At 39.5% G+C, this 15,539-nt stretch carries 12 protein-coding genes; 3 read left to right on the top strand and 9 right to left on the bottom strand.

Going from position 1 to position 15,539, the window contains the following annotated elements; translation table 11 throughout:
- Window positions 1–515: 515 nt before the first annotated feature.
- The gene (locus SLH46_RS03180; RefSeq protein WP_320279699.1) at window positions 516–1,892 is read left to right on the top strand and encodes a TrpB-like pyridoxal phosphate-dependent enzyme; all 1,377 of its coding nucleotides are present in this window, start codon (window positions 516–518) and stop codon (window positions 1,890–1,892) included.
- A 175-nt stretch (window positions 1,893–2,067) separates the two neighbouring features.
- On the opposite strand, the gene SLH46_RS03175 is transcribed toward SLH46_RS03180, so the two are convergent.
- Window positions 2,068–3,015, bottom strand: coding sequence for a lipoate--protein ligase (locus tag SLH46_RS03175; RefSeq protein WP_320279698.1), 948 nt, complete (start codon window positions 3,013–3,015; stop codon window positions 2,068–2,070).
- Between the two features lie 213 nt (window positions 3,016–3,228).
- Between SLH46_RS03175 and SLH46_RS03170 the strand changes: the two genes are divergently transcribed.
- Together SLH46_RS03170 and SLH46_RS03165 are read left to right on the top strand one after the other, a co-directional pair.
- The gene (locus SLH46_RS03170; RefSeq protein WP_320279697.1) at window positions 3,229–3,663 is read left to right on the top strand and encodes a hypothetical protein; all 435 of its coding nucleotides are present in this window, start codon (window positions 3,229–3,231) and stop codon (window positions 3,661–3,663) included.
- 6 nt (window positions 3,664–3,669) lie between these two features.
- Window positions 3,670–4,659 carry a helix-turn-helix domain-containing protein gene (locus tag SLH46_RS03165; RefSeq protein ID WP_320279696.1) on the top strand — a complete coding sequence of 330 codons (990 nt, stop codon included), beginning with the start codon at window positions 3,670–3,672 and terminating at the stop codon, window positions 4,657–4,659.
- Between the two features lie 157 nt (window positions 4,660–4,816).
- Here the strand turns inward: SLH46_RS03165 and SLH46_RS03160 are convergent, their stop codons facing one another.
- The 8 genes from SLH46_RS03160 to pstB form a co-directional block, all read right to left on the bottom strand.
- Window positions 4,817–5,170, bottom strand: a complete 354-nt coding sequence (locus tag SLH46_RS03160; RefSeq protein ID WP_320279695.1) for a carboxypeptidase-like regulatory domain-containing protein — start codon at window positions 5,168–5,170, stop codon at window positions 4,817–4,819.
- Window positions 5,171–5,289: 119 nt separating this feature from the next.
- Window positions 5,290–5,748, bottom strand: a complete 459-nt coding sequence (locus SLH46_RS03155) for a toxin-antitoxin system YwqK family antitoxin (protein WP_320279694.1) — start codon at window positions 5,746–5,748, stop codon at window positions 5,290–5,292.
- 253 nt (window positions 5,749–6,001) lie between these two features.
- Window positions 6,002–7,987 (bottom strand): hypothetical protein, encoded by a 1,986-nt coding sequence (locus SLH46_RS03150; protein WP_320279693.1) that lies wholly within the window; start codon window positions 7,985–7,987, stop codon window positions 6,002–6,004.
- A 36-nt stretch (window positions 7,988–8,023) separates the two neighbouring features.
- On the bottom strand, window positions 8,024–10,765 hold the full coding sequence (locus SLH46_RS03145; RefSeq protein ID WP_320279692.1) for a TonB-dependent receptor: 2,742 nt from the start codon (window positions 10,763–10,765) through the stop codon (window positions 8,024–8,026).
- A 710-nt stretch (window positions 10,766–11,475) separates the two neighbouring features.
- On the bottom strand, window positions 11,476–13,248 hold the full coding sequence (locus SLH46_RS03140) for a sensor histidine kinase (RefSeq protein ID WP_320279691.1): 1,773 nt from the start codon (window positions 13,246–13,248) through the stop codon (window positions 11,476–11,478).
- A 45-nt stretch (window positions 13,249–13,293) separates the two neighbouring features.
- A complete protein-coding gene (locus SLH46_RS03135) occupies window positions 13,294–13,977 on the bottom strand; it encodes a response regulator transcription factor (protein WP_320279690.1) in 684 nt (227 codons plus the stop codon).
- Between the two features lie 64 nt (window positions 13,978–14,041).
- Window positions 14,042–14,725: a phosphate signaling complex PhoU family protein gene (locus SLH46_RS03130; protein ID WP_320279689.1), complete on the bottom strand. Its 684-nt coding sequence runs from the start codon at window positions 14,723–14,725 to the stop codon at window positions 14,042–14,044.
- A 30-nt stretch (window positions 14,726–14,755) separates the two neighbouring features.
- Window positions 14,756–15,535 carry a phosphate ABC transporter ATP-binding protein PstB gene (gene pstB, locus SLH46_RS03125; protein ID WP_320279688.1) on the bottom strand — a complete coding sequence of 260 codons (780 nt, stop codon included), beginning with the start codon at window positions 15,533–15,535 and terminating at the stop codon, window positions 14,756–14,758.
- Window positions 15,536–15,539: the final 4 nt, after the last annotated feature.

The raw sequence follows: 15,539 nt of genomic DNA, 5'->3' as shown, positions 1-15,539 counted from the left end.
CAGGAAATACTTTTTCCTTTAGCTGAAAAAGTATTCAAAAAAGCTACCGCTGACGATAAAAAGCTAAAAATAAATTTGCTCTTCGATCCGATTTTCAAAAGCAACAAGTTCTACTAAAAGCAATCGATAAAGAATTAGAAATATTTTTTCAAGAAGAAATATTAATTAGCTTTACGTACTTGACAGAGAAAGAGATGTACGAAAATATTTTATACGGAAAAGAATGGCACTGGCGTAACGTGAAAATGGAAACACGGGATGCTCGTATTTTTTTCTGTTATAAACTGAAAAGGGATTTGCCGTATTCGTAGGGCAAATCCCTTTTTGTGTTTTAAATTGATAATATAAAAGGAAAAGATTCCTCGCTTTGCTCGGAATGACACTTTGTGATATGTTTTGGGAGTTTTGCAGGCGAAATACCGCCTGCAAAACTCTCCCCTCCTAAATAAGCTTGTCATTCCGAACGTAGTGAGGAATCTCTTAACTGCATACATAAACCAATAAAATAACAAATCATGACTAGACAAAAGAAGATTTTTCTTGATGAATCGGAAATGCCAAAACAATGGTATAACCTGGCTCCCGATCTTCCATCGCCGTTGAATCCGCCACTTGGCCCTGACGGAAATCCTGTGGGGCCCGAAATGTTGGCACCGGTTTTCCCAATGAACCTGATTGAGCAGGAAGTTAGCCAGGAACGTTGGATCGACATTCCTGAAGGAATTCGCGAAATTCTGGTACAGTGGCGGCCAAGTCCCTTAATTCGTGCATACGAACTGGAGGAAGCGCTTGGAACTCCGGCAAAAATATATTACAAAAACGAAGGTGTTTCGCCGGCCGGTAGTCATAAACCAAATACTGCTGTGGCACAAGCCTGGTACAATAAAGAGTTTGGTATTAAAAAACTAACCACCGAAACCGGTGCCGGTCAGTGGGGATCGGCTCTATCGTATGCCTGTGCACAGATTGGCGGTATAGAGTGTAAAGTTTTTATGGTGCGTGTAAGTTTCGATCAGAAGCCTTTCCGTAAGATGATGATGGAAACCTGGGGTGGCAACTGTATTGCAAGTCCGAGTACCGAAACACAAGCCGGTCGCGATATTTTAGCACAGTTTCCGGATACACCCGGAAGTTTGGGGATTGCAATTTCAGAAGCAGTTGAAGCTGCAGTTACCGACCCAACCGGGCAAACACGTTACTCGTTAGGTTCGGTATTAAACCACGTAATGTTGCACCAAACTATAATTGGTTTGGAAGCTAAAAAACAGCTGGCCAAAGTGGGTATCAAAAATCCGGATGTAGTTATTGGCTGCTGTGGTGGCGGTAGTAATTTCGCAGGACTTTCGTTCCCATTTATGTACGATAAAATTCATGGTGCCGACATCCAGATCATCGGAGCCGAACCATTTAGCTGCCCGACTTTAACAAAAGCACCGTTTATTTACGATAACGGCGATGTGGCACAAATGACTCCGCTTTTGGCGATGAACAGTTTGGGACACAACTTTATTCCTGCACCAATCCACGCCGGAGGTTTACGTTACCACGGAATGGCTCCGCTGGTAAGTGCTGCCTTAAAAGATGGTTTAATGGATGCAATTGCTGTTCACCAGAGCGAATGTTTCGAGGCCGGTTTATTGTTTGCCAAAACTGAAGGTATTATTCCTGCTCCGGAAACAACACATGCCATTGCCGCTACCATCCGTGAGGCAAAAAAAGCCAAAGAAGAAGGAAAAGAGAAAACCATCCTTTTCAACTTCAGCGGACATGGTTTGATGGACCTTGTTGGTTACAATAAATACTTAGGTGGCGAATTGCATGATTACGAATATCCGGAATCGGAAATTGCTGCTAACCTGAAAAAACTGGAAGGTTATCCTTTGCCAAAATAGGAAGGTTGGAAGATTAGAATATTAGAATGAGCGCACTGCAGTTTTGTGGTGCGCTTTTTTAGTCAATTCACATTTAATAAGATGAGGGATTCCATCCGTATCAGTTTCAGCAAAAAAGGATGGAATCCTTTGCTTTTAAGCGAGTTGCTCCATACTTTACTTCTTTATGAAACAATTAGAAGAATGCGTAGATCAACTCGTCATCATCAGTGTTCAATACGTCTTGGATATCATCGTAAAAATGTTGTTTACCGACAAGCAAAGCTGATAACTCGGTGGTATAAGGTTCAACAAAATAATTGCCCTGCAGATTTGCGTTTTCGATATGACCCTTCTTTACTTCGAGATAGATTTCGAGTGTTCGGCCGTCGATTTCAACCTTATTGGTGAAGGTGTATTTTGGTGAGTATCCCCAGCGCCAGTTCCAGGTTGTAAATTTTTCGTCAACCAGCTTGTTTATCGCTTCCTCATCGTCAGTCGTAATCTCATAACTTTTGGCTCCGTCTTTTTTGAGTTGCACTCCAATCATAAAATCGATAAATGTTTCTATGTCCATTTCGTTTTTCAGGAATGGAGATATATTGGCCACTTTGCTTCGGTTCGATTGTACCGCTTTGCTCGTGTATTTCCCGGGGATAACTTTTATACTATTTCCCAGATTTTCCAGATCAGAATTAAACAACAAAGTTCCGTGGTGCAACACCCGGTTTTTAAAAACATGCTCAGCATTCCCCGATATCTTCAAACCTTCAATCAGCAAATCGTTTCGTCCCGAAGTTGTGGCTTCAATATCCAGTTGGGCTAGTGCTTCCACCACGGGTTCGGTAAACTGTTTAAACGAAATTTCTGCCGGGCTTCTTACATTTTTGATAAAGGCAAAATTTACATTCCCGGCATCGTGATACACAGTTCCACCACCCGAAATACGTCGTGCTACAGTTATATCATTTTCGCGAACGTAGCGGTAATTTACCTCGCCCAATGCATTTTGGTGTTTGCCTACTACGACAGTTTTATCGCTTTGCCAAAGCATAAAAATATCGTCGTCGAAATTTTTTAGCAGGTACTCTTCGGTAGCCAGGCAGTAAAAAGGATTGTTGTTTTTAAGATTAATGCAAAGCATGGCACAAATATAAGTTTTGCGAGTTACAAAATGTAAGTTACAAAATGTAATATTCTTTTGTATAAAATATTATCATCGGTTGAAAAGTACAAGAATTAAAGGTTTCTCATCATTTTTTCCAACTTTCTTCGTTCTTATTTCAAACCAAAAATATTTAACTGAACAACTTGCTTCCGGTAGATTTGTTTCGTCAAATCCATTAATAATTAAATCATGAAAAAATCATTTGTAACCATTTTCACAACTCTTTCTCTTTTCCTGTTTCTCACAAATTTTGCCTCAGCCCAGGAAACAACAATTTTCGGTATTCACAGAAACATTGAATTAAAAAATGAATCACAAACCAAGGAGGTAAAAATCGAAATGAACGAAAAAGAATGCCGATTTAATCTCAGAATTAACAGTGTTGTTAGAGGTGGCGAAGTAACCATTGAAATTTACAATCCAAATGGGAAAAAGCAGGGAAATTTTTCCGTTGGATGCGAGATACAATCGGACCACGCGCAAGAAACAGTCAATGGTCAAATAAGCAAATTCATTGACAATCCGGAATTAGGTGATTGGAAAATTTTAATAATACCTAAAAATGCTGAGGGTAAGGTGACAATCGAATTTACTCAAGATGTGATCAAAACCTCCAGCAACTAGTCGGCAATGGAGTATTTTAATAGTCGATTATTATTTATCAGTATTTGTTCTCTACTGATATCAAGCCAATTACCTGCCCGATCTCAGATATCAGGAGAACTTAGCTTAGATACTACCTGGAGCCGGGTTATTTATCTTTCGATGATTCCCGGATTCGACCAATTAAATGCCATGTCGAACCAAATGATTATCGACCGGGCAGCAATTGATGAAAATGGTAATTTCTCGTTCACGACGAATTACTTTCCCTACGAATATTATTTATACCGCCTGCATATTTCGAAAAAAGGCGATCCTCCCGCGTCGCTTATCATTGGTGGAAACGATGAAAATCATATTTTTCTGATTGCCAACAAACAATCGGATATAACCATCAGGAACAGAGATTCCGAAAGTATTTTCGGACAAGTTGAAATACAAAATTCGCCTCAAAGTCAATTGTTATATGAAATTGATAAAATGGTACTTTTTGTTGATACAGCTAATTTTAACGGATCACCATTAAAACGGGAACTCATGGAAAATGCACTCGACGAAAAACTCCGCCAGATTGCCGATACTTGTACTTTTCCCCTGACTGGAATATATGCCATTTATAAAAGCAATTTCGAGGCACATAAAGCAACTAATTCTGAATTCTATGTTAGTTTCATTAAGAAATGGAAACAAGAAAAGTCTACTTATTTTGATGAATTCGGAAAAAAGATTCCGGTAAAAACCGATCGTAACCTTTCCTATGTTTCATTAATTTTTGGATTAATAATTGGTATCTTTTTAATGTATTTTATCCAAAAACGAGTAGTGGAAAAATCGGTTAATCCGATTCGCGAATTAACCGTTCAGGAAAGAAACATTTACACCATGCTTCAAAAAGGTAGCTCAAACAAAGAAATTTCTGATGAATTAAATATCAGTTTAAGCACTGTTAAATCCCATGTCAACAGCATTTTTTCAAAATTGAAAGTGAAATCGAGACGAGAAATCCTAAATTTATAACGCCATAAAAAAACCACCCGTCAACTAACGGATGGCATATAGATAGCATATTGCTAATTCACGGGTTTAACTTAATACTTTATATCCGGCAACTATTAAAACGACAAAAACCGCCTCTGCTCTCAGAGGCGGATTCAATCTTAAGTTACCACAACCTTTAGTTAGAAGATTGCAGCTTTATTTTAATATTGTCTTTGTTAGCTTCAACATTTACAACTTCCGATTTTTTCTCGTAAGAAATGTAAGTTGTAACAATCTTATATTCTCCCGGCTTAACACCAGCAAACGAGAAGTTTCCATCAAAATCGGTGTAAGCTTTCATGTCAGTTCCTTCCAGTTTTACTTCAACACCTACAAGCGACTCCCCTGATAATTCGTCGGCAATAGAACCTGAAACTACCATTGTTGCCTGGCTCTCGGTATCAGTACTTTTCGATTTGTTATCTTCTTCTTTCGCATTTACTGCCAAAACTGAAATAACAAGTAATGCTGCAATTAGTACTTTTTTCATCATTTTCATTTTTTGTTTTGTCGATCTTGTACTGCAAAAATACAGGATGACAATTACGGCGTGGTTACACAAATATTACAGTTTAATTAAATCCGTTTTTTATTCATGTTGAAAAACGACTAGTATTTTCGTTCGCTAATCAGCTTACCTTGCTCGTCGTATTTCTTCCAGACTCCGGTCTTTTCGCCATTATCATATTCCAGTTCGTACAACAAATGCCCGTAGTCGTTCCAAATAATCCATTTACCATTCTTTTTACCGTTTTTGTAACGTGCAACCGACACCTTAATACGATGTTCGTTATACATCACCCATTTGCCATGCATCTGGTTGTGTTTGTACGAACGTATTTCGTTAACATGCCCGTTTTTAAAGAAAATGGTTGCTTTTCCGTGTTTCTCACCATCTTTTACTTTTACCTCGCTTTGCAGCGTATTATCGTCGAAATAACTCAGATAGGTTCCGGTAAACTTTTTGGAATTCTTATAATAAATTCCGTCGATTTCTTCAATTTTTTGTGCTTTCGATGCAGTGGTTATCAAAGCCAAAAATCCAACTAAAACCAATAATTTCTTCATCTGTTTAAAATTGTTAATCTGTTATGGTAACAGATGTAACTCTCGATGAATTTTAGTCATTCTCTTTTGTGTAATTTAGAATGCTAAAATTCATGGTCGTTTCATTCTAATTTGTGTGAACTCAATAAGAGGAAAGCCCCGGACTAAATCCGGAGCTTTTAAAATCGGTTTTTAGACCGACTTTAATAAACACTGCATTATTAATGCTTTATATAACCTCTTTTGATTGTAGTTTAAATACATTATCAAGATCTTATAATTCGCCGCTGATCCATGTCCATCCTGAGATATCGATCGGATCTGAATCTTTTCCTGAAGTTAAAGTGTAAGTTTTGGCATCGGCATCAATTACAGTACCTACGGCATCAGAACCATCAATCTGGACATCCGATAATGCGCCTTCACCTTTCAGGTCAAGATCAACATCGTATCCGGTAAGGTGCAAGCTTGTAATTGTAGCTCCCGATTCTTTTTTGAACTGCAGGCCTGTTCCGCCAACTGTTGAAATAGCAGTTACATTGGTAAATACCGGATTGTTATTTACTTTATCTCCTTCGAAAACAGTTGAGAAACCCTCAACAGTGTGCGAGATGTAAGTGTTGGTAATTCCACCACTCCATCCTTCAGTCCAGTCGATAGCGTCATCTTCGCAGTTTTCTACATAAATATTGGTTACAGTAGCTGTACCACCGAAAAACTCAATACCATCATCCGATCCGTCGAAAATGGCAAGATTCTCGAAAGTTGTTCCTGATCCAACTGAGTATAATGAAACACCGTTGTATTGTGATTCTTCGTTGATTTGAGCACCTGTTCCGCGAATTACAAGGTTGGTAACCGATCCTGAATTATCAGTATCGTCGGTACCACCGTAAATAAATCCACCAACTTCAGCTTCTGCATTCTCACCGGCAGTAGTTGTTGCTTTACCACAGATTGTTAAACCACCCCAGTCGCCTGGCTGGCTAAGGTCAGAAGCAATTACAACAGGATTATCAGTTTCACCATTGATGAAAATCTGACCACCCATTAATACTGCGATGTAAACATCAGTACCACCGTTATCAGCGTGAATTTTTGTTCCTGCTGGGATAGTTAATGAAGCACCATCCTGAATGATGTATGAACCTGTTAAACGGTATGTTTTACTTGCGTCAAGTGTTACATCAGCATCAACATTTCCATTCAACTCTACAATCTCTGCCAATTCTGCGTCAATCCACGACCATTCAGTTGGATCAACAGTTGCAGGTGCATTGTATGATTTTGTTGGATCAGCTTCTTCACCATCGATGATTACGTTAGCCAAAGGGCCATCATCTTTCATATCGATGGTTTTTGTATAACCACTCAACGACAAACCGGTGATGGTCATTCCTGATTCTTTTTTGAACTGCAATGCAGTACCACCAGTTGTAGAAACAGCTGTCAGGTTGTTGATTTTGGGATTGTTGTTGTCTTTATCACCTTCAATAACAGTTGAGAATCCTTCGATAGTGTGCTCAACATAAGCGTTATTTACAGTTCCGCTCCAACCTTCTGTCCAGTCAATAGCATCATCTTCGTTATTCTGAAGGAACATGTTTGTTACTGAAACTGTTCCACCGAAGAACTCGATACCATCATCAGAACCATTGATTACAGCAATGTTATTCATCGTTGTTCCCGAACCCAATGCATAACAAGAAACACCATTGTATTGTGATTCTTCGTTGATTTGAGCACCTGTACCTTTAATAACAAGGTAAGAAACCGTACCGGAATTATCCGTATCATCATCACCCCCGTAGATAAAACCACCTACTTCAGCTTCTGAATTTGCTCCGGCAGTAGTAGTTGCTTTACCACAAATGGTTAAACCACCCCAGTCGCCAGGATTGGCATTTGGCGAAGACATTACAACAGGGCTGCTTGCAGAACCGTTGATTTCGATTTTACCACCCATTAATACGGCAAGGTAAACATCTGTTCCACCCGCTTCGGCAACAATGTTTGTTCCGGCAGGAATAGTAAGTGTTGCGCCATCGGCTACAATAAAAGAACCACTCAGATCGTACGATACACTTGCACTAAGTGTATAGTCCTCTTCAAGCGTTCCATCCATAATACCATTGTTAAGATTTTCGATTACCTCATCAACTTCCGGATCAGGGTTAATCGGATCATCGTCATCGCAGCTGACAAATACTGCTGTTGCTAAAAAAGCAAGACCTAAAAATTTGATTGTTAATTTTTTCATTTTAAAATCGTTTAAATTATTCGTTCCACTAATTTTTTAATTCAGATTTATTTTGAGACTTAAACTTAGGTTGATACCTTTTTTGTAAGAGTTTACCACATCGGTGAAGGCTTCACCCGATAAAGGTTTAATCTCTTGTGTTTGCTCGATCTCAGGATTTAACAGGTTCTTGGCTGAAAATTTTAATGAGAATGTTTGATTGATAACCTTGCTCACTACCAGGTCAACAGTTGTAAATCCTTTTTCAATAATTTCGTTGTTGAACAAGGTGGCGCTGTTAACGTAGTCTTCAGGTGCACCCAACGCAAGGATTTTATCCGATGAATAGTTGCCGGTTATTGTTGCCTGAAATTCATTTTCGGTATTGGTTGAATAACTTAAAGCACCGTTAAAAATAAATCCGGCTGCTCCCTGTAATTCAGTTTCGGTTTTACTGTTGTATTGAAAAATATCATACAGATCCTGGTTGTGCCACATTTTTGTAGCGTTTAATGTCATATTCAGATCCGGAGTTCCTGATTCTTCAGCTTTTATAATACCGAAACGAGCTTCCGCTTCCACTCCGTAAACGTCGGCACGTTCGCCGGTGTTGGCGAAGTAAAAGTTACCCGACGATCCACGTGTTTGTGCCATGTTGATCGGGTCGTTAATCATTTTGTAGAAACCGGTAACCGAGAACAACTCACCGCGATCAGGAAAGAATTCCCATTTCAGGTCGAAATTGTAGTTGTCGGATTTTACCAGGTCGGGATTACCTTTTGTTACACGGCCGGTTGGCGACACATATTCAAAAGGTGCCAGTTCCTTAAACTCAGGAAGTGTAATCGTTTTACTGGCAACCAAACGTAAGGATTGTTTTTCGGTAGCCTGGTATTTTAACATCAAGGCCGGCAAAATATTATCGTATGATTCATCGAGGCTGCCAACTCTACCTACGTAGTTGGTAACATCCCAGTTTATCTTTAATTCGTCGCGTTCGTAACGTACACCAAGGTTTCCGCTGAATTTGTCTTTTCCGAAATCAACATTCATAAAACCGGCGTAAACATTTAAGGTTGCATCATAAAAGTCAGGATTTACTTCACGAACTCTCAAGTCACCGCTTTCGTACAAATCAAGATTCAGGAATGCTTCGTCCATGTTGTCTATCGACTGCACCGTTACATTTTTAGCGCGAACTCCATATGGAAGTGAGTAGAAATCACGTCCTTTTGTTCTGAAGTTTCCACCCAGGTTCAGCTTTAAAGTCTTATCCTCTTCATCAATAAATGTGATGTTGTCTTTTATGTAACCGTTCAACTCGTCGTCGCTAATGGTTTGCATCGATTTTTTCTGCTGGAAATCGCCTACATAAGCAAAACCAACCGAATTTTCGTCGAGCATATTCGCTTCGTTGTGAATACGGTTTGGCTCGTCGGCATTAACAATGTTATAACCAACAGCCCATTCCAAACGGTTCTTTTCAGTCAGATTATGTGTTCCGAGTAACTGGTTGATGACAATCTGAGTCTCTTTCAGATTCTGGTCGCGTGTAAATGCTGCTTCCTGTTGTGGCAGCTGGTCGTACGCATAACCTTCACCATTTCTACCTTGCTCGTACAATTCATCGGTGGTTTTAAAAATCACCATACTGTTGTAGTTCAAGGAGTGGTCGGGACTAAAATCGTAAGTCAGATTCAATAACCCGGTAGTGTTAAATTCAGTTGAGTAAGTCTCGGCGTCGGTAAATGAGTTATCCAATACGTTCGAACGGTATTTTTTGTATGTACCGGTGCGGTATTCAAAATCGTTTGAATGCGAAAGTGTTGCAAATACCGAGAAATCATTGTCAAATAATTTGAACTTCTTGCCGGCCATTAACGACAATCCTCTGTTTAAAGGAAAGCGCTGATCTTCGGTGTTCCAGCTCTGATATTTTATGGCATCACTTGTTGCGTAACTCCGGCTATAAAAACCAAATAAGTTTACGTCGTTAATATTTTGCGTAGCCTTGAATCCACCAAAGTTGCCATCTTTCAAAATATTTAATGAGCTACCTGTTGATGCTTCAATTTCAATTTTTTCAGAATAGGTTTTTGAACCGATATTTACAGCTCCCGACGACTGGTCGCCATAGGTTTCAACCGAAAAGGTTTTGTTGATACCAACATTACCAATAATGTCTGTTGAGAACAGGTTCAGATCGATGTTTTTCTTTTCTACATCATCCGACGGAATTGGTAAACCGTTCATTGTAGTGGTTAAATACCTGTCGCCGAGTCCGCGAATATAAATATCGCCGCTACCCTCGTTTTTCGTAACACCCGATATTTTTGATGTAGCAGAAGCTGCATCAGAAATACCCATGCTCGACATTCGTTGCGAACCGATACTCTCTTTAATACCTGAGGCATTTTTCTGATCGATAAGCAACATCGTTTCCGACTCGCGTTTTGCTTTTGCTACCACCTGAACACCTTCAATTTCGAGTGTAGCCGGCAATAACTCAACATTTAATTCTACGTTATTGTCGGGTTTTACTTCAACCTGAAATTCCTGTGTGTCGTACGATATAAAAGAAACAGCGATAGTATGACTACCAGCTTCTACATTTGGTATTACATAATTTCCATCGAAATCGGTAATTGTTCCTTGTGTTGTTCCTTTGATTAATACGGTGGTCCCGATCAGGGCCTCTTTTGTTTTGGCGTCGATTACAGTCCCTTTTATTGTGCCTGTTTGAGCTGTAACTACCATTACCTGAATTAGCAATAGAATGCTAATAAAAAAACGTTTCATATATTTTAAAAGTTGCAGTGTTTATTTATAAACTCATAGAATTTACATAGGCAAAGCAACCCGATATATGTTACAGGCGAATTAAGGACTATTTAAACTTGTATTACATTCGTTTAACGGTTTTGTAATTTTTGGGGGAAACGTGAAATCATATTGCAATAAGTGATTTAAAATCTTAATCTAAGTCAGTTTCTTGTATTTTTTGAGCAGGACATATATGATTTTGGGCTTCATAACTGGAATTGAAGTGGATATTTTGTTGCTTTTGTACCTTCTCTCCTTAATGGTTCTATTTAATTTTCGTCCGGGAGTACGAACGATCTCTATCCAACTTTCTTCGCCGGACGATATACATAACACCTTTTACCCGGGGTGACGTAATTCAAGGAATTACTCTGCCCCGGGCTAAAATATCACGCACTTTCAGCGCTTTTTATTAAAAGCCCCAAAGGGGCGAAAAGCAATAACCCGGTGCGACTGACGGCGGTCAGGATGCGCCGGGAAAAAGAATGAAGGAAATATCGTCCGGCGAAGAAGGTTGATCAACGCTGCTGGTAGTTCCGGACGAAAATTAAAACAACTCCAATTAAAAGCGGCGCAAAAAAAATCAATTGCTTAAATTCAAAATGGCCTCCACAAAAAAAGGCCTCCGTAACTACCGGAAGCCTTTTTCTATTTGGATATCTAATCTTTTACAATTCTCTCGAAATCTACTGTTTTGCCAGCGAGAACAGGAACTCAACACCACCCTCGGCTTTATTGCGTGCTGAAATATTTCCTTTGTGCAACTGAATGGCATTTCTAACAATCGACAGTCCCAGACCTGTTCCGCCCAATTCGCGGGTACGACCTGAATCTACACGGTAGAAGCGTTCAAAAATACGGTTGAGGTGTTCTTCCGGAATTCCCCTGCCGTTATCGGCATAACTGAAATAATGGAATTTGGTATCTTCCAGGTAATTCCGAATCTCGATCTTAATATCCTCTCCTGCATAATTGATTGAATTTTCTAACAAGTTCTGGAATACAGAAGAAAGCAGCGAATCGTTTCCGTTTACCACAACATCCTTGTCAATATCGAGTTTACATTTTATGTTTTTGGCAGCCATTCTGCTCTCCAGGTTCTCCACCACATCCGAAACGATGTTTTTGATATGAACCTGTTTAATCTCGAACAGTTCGCCGGCATCCTCAATATTATTCAACAACGAGATATCGTTTAAAAGCAGGTTTAATCTTTCGGCCTGTTTACTGGCTCTTTCGATAAAGTACTGCTGTTTTGCTTTGTCAATATCCGGATTCGACATCAGCGTTTCAATGTATCCTTTAATGGATGCAAGCGGAGTTTTTAACTCGTGCGCAATGTTCGAAGTTAACTGCTGTTTTAGCAGACGACGTTTTTCCGGACGAGTAATATCAGTGATCAGAATTTCGAAGCTCTTATCGGCAAACACAATACACATCAGTTTAAAGTAACTGTCGTCTTTTTGTATTGTGAACTCGATTTGTGGCAGTTCGTTACTTTGGAATTCGGTGTCTTTGTGCAGATTCTTTTCCAGGAATTTGTTGATTTTTTCAAACTCCGGAATCGTAAAAAAGTTTTCTGCAGAGATCGTCATCGTATCAGAAATGATACTTACAAACTGAATAAAGTTACTGTTTACCAGCATCTTCTCTTTTTGCGGCGTAAAAAATCCAATTCCTTCATGCAGTATATTCATGTGATTGGCCAGGCGGTCTTTTTGCATGGCAATGGAATTGTTGGCCTCGTGCAGATTATTGTAGATTTTTACAATCTGCGAACCGATTTCACCCAGTTCATTATCAGGAAAACGGCCCTCTTCTTCGTTGATCGGTTCGTTCTTTCCGGCCTTTATGGCAAAATCCTTCAACTTGGTAATCGATATGGATAGCCGTTTGGTAAGTTCATTAATTACCAGCCATATTATCAGAAAAATGGCGATGATAAAAAAGATAAACAAACGCTCGGCTTTCAGGAAATTCTCCACGTTAACATCGTAAACCATGGCAGCCCGCACAAAATAATCGTCGTAACTGCGGGCATAATAGTAGAAGTCGGTTCCGGTAGTTGCCGAATGACGAATATTGGCACCCTCGCCTCCAAACAATGCTTTTTGCACTTCGGGACGCTCGAAATGGTTCTCCATTTTTTTGTATTCGTACACAAAACTGTCGTACAAAACAATCCCCCGTTTGTCAATAATGGTCAAACGTATATTGTCTTGCGGTATCAGCACTTTTAAAGTATCTGCACTGCTAAAGTTTTGCGTTTTCATCAAATCGTAATGTTCGATGTAGTTGTGGGCAACCTCGGTAACATTACGCAGTGTGTTTTCAAGTTGCGAGGTTTTATAGTTCTTCTCGCGCTGCAACTGAAACAACAATATGGCTACTGTAAACGATAAAAATACCGCTATAAAGTAGTAAAAGATTTTCCGTCTGAATGTCTGCTGAATTGGCACCTTGTATTGTTTTAAGTTTTTTATTCTGTCTGTTAACTATTGAGTTTATGGTTGCTTGAATGCGTAACCATAACCTGATTTTCCTTTAATGTATTGGCCGTATTTACCAATTTTCTTTCGGAGACGTGCAATGTTTACATCCACATTCCGCTCAGTAACAATTACATCGTCATTCCAAACCCGGTCGAGTATATCGTTTCGGCCAATGTATTGTCCCTGGTGTTTTAGCAAGAGTGTTATTATTTCAAATTCTTTGCGGGTAAGACTAACGGGCTCGTCATCAATCTGTACCATTTTGCTGTTGGCATCTACCTCAAGACCTTCAACTTTGTATACCTTGGTTTGCTTAATATTTTGTCGGCCACGTTTCAGCACGGCTTTAATACGTGCCACCATTTCTTTAATCGAAAATGGTTTTGAAATGTAGTCGTCGCCACCAACGTTAAACCCGGTGAGGATATCGTTTTCAGCGGTTTTGGCTGTCATAAAAATTATGGGTAGCGTAAGCTGTAATTCTCGTCTTATTTTATCAGCCATTTTGTAACCCGACATTTCGCCCATCATTACATCGAGCAAAATCAGGTCGTATTCTTCCAGCGGTAATTTTAGTGCCTGCTCGGCCGAATGCGCCACTGAAGTATCGAAGCCTTCGCTTGACAAATTGAACTCTAAAATCTCACATAAATCTTTTTCGTCGTCAACAACTAATATTTTCGGATTTGATCCCATAATAAATAATTTTCACTCTTACATTAAGGATACTAAAAATACATTATCCTTCATAAAAACAACCTTACTTCAGGTCTTTATGTCGTATATCCTTGCCTTCGATAGAATAAATTGCAGCCTCGGCAATATTTGTCGCCTGGTCGGCAATGCGTTCGATGGTGGTAACCATACTGTTCATGTTAATAAAACTAATCAGTAGCTCTTTATCCTCGTTTGAAGACGTGCTCTTTTTGATGGCCTTTTTCAACATTTTTTTATTGAGCTCGTCAACAACAGCATCGTTTTTTATCGTCCAGATGGCATAATCTTTATCGTCGTTGGTAAAAGCCAGTAACGATTTATTCACCATACTTGAGCTTTGAATAAGCATATTTGAAATCACCTCCGAAAGTTTGGTGTACACTTCGGGAGTTTTAATGCTTTCAACAAAACTGAGCACATTAATAACCATATCGCCCACCCTTTCAAGACTCATAATAATACGATAACAAGCCATAATTTTTCGGATATCGGAAGCAACGGGTTGATATAAAGTAATGGTATTTATAATCTTATCGCTGATTTTAACTTCCATCTTATCCAGCATATTCTCGTTGTCGTACAACTCTTTGCTTTGCTCTTTCGGGAACTTTGTTTCGCCGGTAGAAATGAGCGTCTCCAACAAATCGAGCTGATGAAGCACCAGGTTGGCAAACTCTTCAAAATCGCTCATTATCGCTTTTATGGCATCATCCTTCTTTAAAGTCATAACTGTAGAATTTTAATGAAGTTAAACAAATTAACCGAACTTCCCGGTTAAGTATTCTTCTGTACGACGGTCTTTCGGGTTGGTAAACATGTCTTTTGTTTTACCGTATTCCACCAGCTCGCCAAGGTACATAAACATTGAAAAATCAGAGATTCGCGCTGCCTGCGACATGTTGTGTGTCACCATCAGAATCGAATAATTCTCCTTCAATTTTACAAGCAGATCTTCAATTTTTGAAGTCGCCACAGGATCGAGTGCCGAGGTTGGTTCGTCGAGCAAAATCACTTCCGGATCGAAAGCCAGCGCCCTTGCAATACAAAGTCGTTGCTGCTGACCACCGGAAAGGAATGTTCCTTTTTTATGCAAAGTATCTTTTACCTCGTCCCAAAGGGTAACGTCGCGCAACGAGCGTTCAACCACATCGTCACGCTCTTTTTTCTTTAAACGAATGCCGTTTAGTTTATAGCCGGCAATTACGTTGTCGTAAATGCTCATTGTTGGAAACGGATTCGGACGTTGAAATACCATACCTGCCATACGACGTAATTGAATGGTTGGCATGTGAGTAATATCTTTTCCGTTTAAAATAAGCGATCCTTTTGTTTCGATGTTTTCGTACAATTCGTGCATGCGGTTAATGGCACGCAACATGGTACTTTTTCCACATCCCGACGGGCCCATAATTGCTGTAACCGCGTTTCGCTTAATATCGGCCGAAACGTCTTTTACAGCATAATTCCCCTTATCGTACGCAACCGAAAGATTGCGAATTGAAAGTACAGGATCTTTTATATTTACATCTTCTTTCATTCTT

The organism is Draconibacterium sp. IB214405 (genome assembly GCF_033963885.1).
In the GTDB taxonomy this organism is placed as follows: Bacteria; Bacteroidota; Bacteroidia; order Bacteroidales; family Prolixibacteraceae; genus Draconibacterium.
Note: the sequence above shows the minus strand (reverse complement) of the source record. Positions and strands in the feature narration are given on the sequence as shown.